The organism is Salinivibrio proteolyticus (assembly GCF_001996165.1).
Taxonomy (GTDB): domain Bacteria; phylum Pseudomonadota; class Gammaproteobacteria; order Enterobacterales; family Vibrionaceae; genus Salinivibrio; species Salinivibrio proteolyticus.
On sequence record NZ_MUFP01000044.1, the window covers coordinates 1 to 3,847 of the forward strand.

The window sequence follows — 3,847 nt, forward strand, 5'->3', positions numbered from 1 at the left end:
AAAGGAAATAGTTTGATAGTATTAAACATTCTTAGCCACCCAAAAATAATGTATGAAGAGTGTCTAGATGTTTTTGATTGGTTTTTATCCTTTGCAAGGGACAAGTACAACTGTAAATTCATTGGCTTCGATAACTTGAAGGAAATTATGTGACTCGGAGAATATTTTACCTAACGCGATCATACTATCCATTCCAGAAGGGTGGTGGTCCAATCATGAGGGCTGGCGCCGTCAAGTATCTCCAAGAGCTAGGCTGGGCCGTTACAGTAGTTGTCCCAAATTACAATAGTGATAAGGTCGTTGATAGTAACAATGTGCTGATGATCCCTTTTCCAACCAGATACAATGCTAGAAAATCGGCTTTTTTTCAACGTATTGGCTGGTATGAAGACTATTTAGATAAATGGGTTCTCTCTGCTTCGGATTTTTTAAAGTGTAAGATAACATCTCATGACATTATTATTGCCACATGTGGCGGTGAGTTAGGTATGATAAAACTTGGCCATATTATTAAAAATAAAGTAGGCTGCAAGTTTGTTATTAATTTTCGAGACCCTCTTGATTTCGGTTACATGAACGGCTTTAGAAAAAGTAACGTTCTTCATGTTAACAGAGAGCACCTACAAGAAAAATACACAAAAAACTCAGACCTAATACTTACTTCCTCAAATATCTACCTGTCTGCATTGAAAAAGAGGTTTCCTAACATTTCGCCTGTGCTACACAATAACTATTTTGGTTATTTGGACTCGTTCAATATAGATTTTTTCCAGAAGAAAAGATCAGATAATTTAAGAATAGCTTATGCTGGAACGATGAGTGAAGCTCAATGTCCAGAAGTTTTATACGATGTTCTTAAAAGTATTAATGAAGAAGAGGTTGAGATATTCTATATTGGCGACATAGATAAATATAAACCTCTCAAAAGAATTAATGATGAAAATGTTCATTTCATAGACTTCATGGATAGAGATAGGTTTGTGAAGTTTATGTGTGAGAATATCGATGTCGGTTTTGTTAGCTTGGTAAATAAGTACTACGGAGCTTGTGTCCCATCTAAAATATATGAGTACATAAACTTAGGGATCCCGATATTAGGGGTGCTGCCTCATGGCGATGGAATGAATATTGTCAACACAAATAAATACGGAAAAGTAGTGACTTATGAAAATAGATCCGAGTTACCTTCTATTATTTCTGGTCTTAAAGATCCTATAGTTCGTAGTCGATATAGAGAAAGAATAATCTCAGACCGTGATAGTTGGCATATGAAAAATAGAATTTTAGAAGTGCATCAGCTTTTAAAAGATATCGTTTAGTTTGATAATTTTATGAATTTCTAATGAATATAGTTTATATTTTCAATGTTGGTCGTTTGGATGTGGGTCCCCAAAAGCACGCCTCTGAAGTGATGAAAAATACTCACCATAATATNGGTTAATCCCTCTATTGCTTAGCCCAGAAGACACCTTCGGTAGGTAGTCTACTCCCTCTCTATGTGCAAAAGACCCCAAATAACCGATAGTTAATCCTACATCGAAGTTTGGTGTTTTTGTTAGTGTTCAATTGTTTCAGCTGTATAGTTTTTTTAGTTTATATCGACACCGTTATCAAATAAACCTAGTTGTTGTTCGTCAAAGTGTAGGGTTTTGTATCCTTACTTGCTTACTAAAACTCTTTGGTTTTAAAGTTGTCACTGAGGTCAATGGGTTGTTATACCAAGATGTTATGGACCGAGGTAGAGGAGCTTTGTCGCGGTTTGTGGTTCGAACATTAGAGTACATCAATCTTAAACTAAGCGATGCAATCGTTTCAGTTCATGAGAATGTAAAACAAACACTAACAAGTCATTATGGAACAAGAATTAGTAGAAAGATATATGTTGTTGAAAACGGGGTCGATTTAGAGCAACCCTCAATACCTAAGATGAATGGTAGATTAACTATCGGTTATTTGGGGTCTTTTGCACATAGAGAGGGAGTAGACTACCTACCGAAGGTGTCTTCTGGGCTAAGCAATAGAGGGATTAACCACCAATTCATTATAGTTGGTGGTAGTGAAGACGAAATTGAAGTCATAAAATCTAGTATTGACCTTAGCAGCAGAAATAATTTTATATTTTTAGGTTACGTTGAATACCAAAAAGCTAAAAAGTACCTGAAACAATGTCACGCGTTTATCCATCTAAGAAGACCGATCAAAGGAATAACAGACTCACAAGGCTGTCCTTTAAAAACGCTAGATTATTTAAGTGTAGGGCGGTGTATTTTTGCAACTAAGATCGAGTCTTATAAATTCTTAGAAGCTCAAGATCTTGGTATTTTAATTCCTCATACTAATGATTTTGAGGATAAAGTCAGTGATGCCATATCAAAACAGTACAGAAAAGGTTTTGAGTCATACTTCAATAAAGGACAAAACTATCTCGAAAATAAAACATGGAAGCATCAAATCGCTTTGTTTGACGAAATATGTAAAAAGGTTAAAAGTGAGGCTTGAGTGAGCAAGAAACTTGATGGAAAGTTGATTCACGTCTTTAATAGTCACGGTATTGGTGATGTGGTTATGTCTCTACCTATGCTTAGAGCCTTACTTTCCGAAGGTGCCCGTATTCTCCTTACTGTTAAGGGTAAAACGGAAGCGACTTTGGTGAGATGCACTATAGGGAGTAGATTTCAAGATAGAGTAAAATTTATCTACTTTTCTGAACTTAGAGGAGTAAAAGGTATATGGAGGTATCTAAGTCTACTTAGAAGCTATGACATTGATATATCGATCTCGGCAACTGGTATTCATAAAGAAAAATATAGTCTTATGGCATTTCTCTCCGGAGCTCGGAAGCGTATTGGCTTAGGAGGGAAGTTATCATTATTGAATCATAAGAATGTTGTAAATATAACAGCTACTCATAAAGTTCAGAAAAATCTTGAAATTATTGATTGTTCTCTAGGGTTGACTGTTGATAACGTAGATCTTCCTATTTATAAGTCCAATAAGGCTACTATTCGAGATATAATTTTTGCTAACTATGGCAAGTTAGTCGCATTCGCTCCATCATCAGGAGAGCTTGAATCTCATAAACGTTGGCCAGCTAGCAAATTTAAAGAGCTCGCAAAGCGCCTAGTTTCAAAGGGATACAGCGTCATATTGTTAGGAGGACCTGGGGAGGAAGAATTAGGAGACTATATCATTAAAGGATTGGATGATGAAAAAGTCAGAAACTACGCTGGAAAGTTGACAATATCGGAATCACTGGAATGCATGAGTTATTGTGATGTAATTGTGGCAAATTGTAATGGCCTTTCTCATATGGCTAGTTTGCTTCCACAACTACAAATTATTGGCGTTTATGGTCCAACAGATCCTAGAGTTACCGGTCCTTACAGAGATGATTTGATTAGTGTACAACTGGGATTAGAGTGTTCTCCTTGCTATCGAAGGGGATATACTCAAGGGTGTGGGAATGCCATATGCATGCAGCATATCGATATAAGTCTAGTAGAAAATCACATTCTAAATTAGGTGGATAGACTTATGAATGTAGGGTATTTAAAGCATAGGTTTATAAGTTTCTCAGGAGAACTCCCTCTTATTCTTTTACACTTACATGCTTATTTAACATGGTTTGATTACGAAGGAGTTGATTTATTAATCATATCCATGGTTTTACTATTCGCGCTAATCCCAGTATCAAAGTATTCGTCATTCTCAGCGTTTGAAATAGCTTTCATATTTATATTCCTGATAGCGATTTTTGTTTTTTCTGGAGCTTCGTCATTTAATGGGTTTTATGTTTTCTTTCAAATATGCTTTACTTTTTTTCTTATTATCTTCTTTAGTGCATACC

Annotated in this window: 3 protein-coding genes; all 3 read left to right on the forward strand. The window is 35.8% G+C overall.

The window, feature by feature from the left end:
• Positions 1-215 precede the first annotated feature (215 nt).
• A complete protein-coding gene (locus tag BZJ19_RS16865) occupies positions 216-1,319 on the forward strand; it encodes a glycosyltransferase family protein (RefSeq protein WP_131826417.1) in 1,104 nt (367 codons plus the stop codon).
• 247 nt (positions 1,320-1,566) lie between these two features.
• Positions 1,567-2,499 (forward strand): glycosyltransferase, encoded by a 933-nt coding sequence (locus BZJ19_RS16870; protein WP_077676478.1) that lies wholly within the window; start codon positions 1,567-1,569, stop codon positions 2,497-2,499.
• Positions 2,500-3,522: a glycosyltransferase family 9 protein gene (locus BZJ19_RS16875; protein ID WP_077676479.1), complete on the forward strand. Its 1,023-nt coding sequence runs from the start codon at positions 2,500-2,502 to the stop codon at positions 3,520-3,522. It abuts the gene before it with no gap.
• The last annotated feature ends 325 nt before the right edge of the window (positions 3,523-3,847 follow it).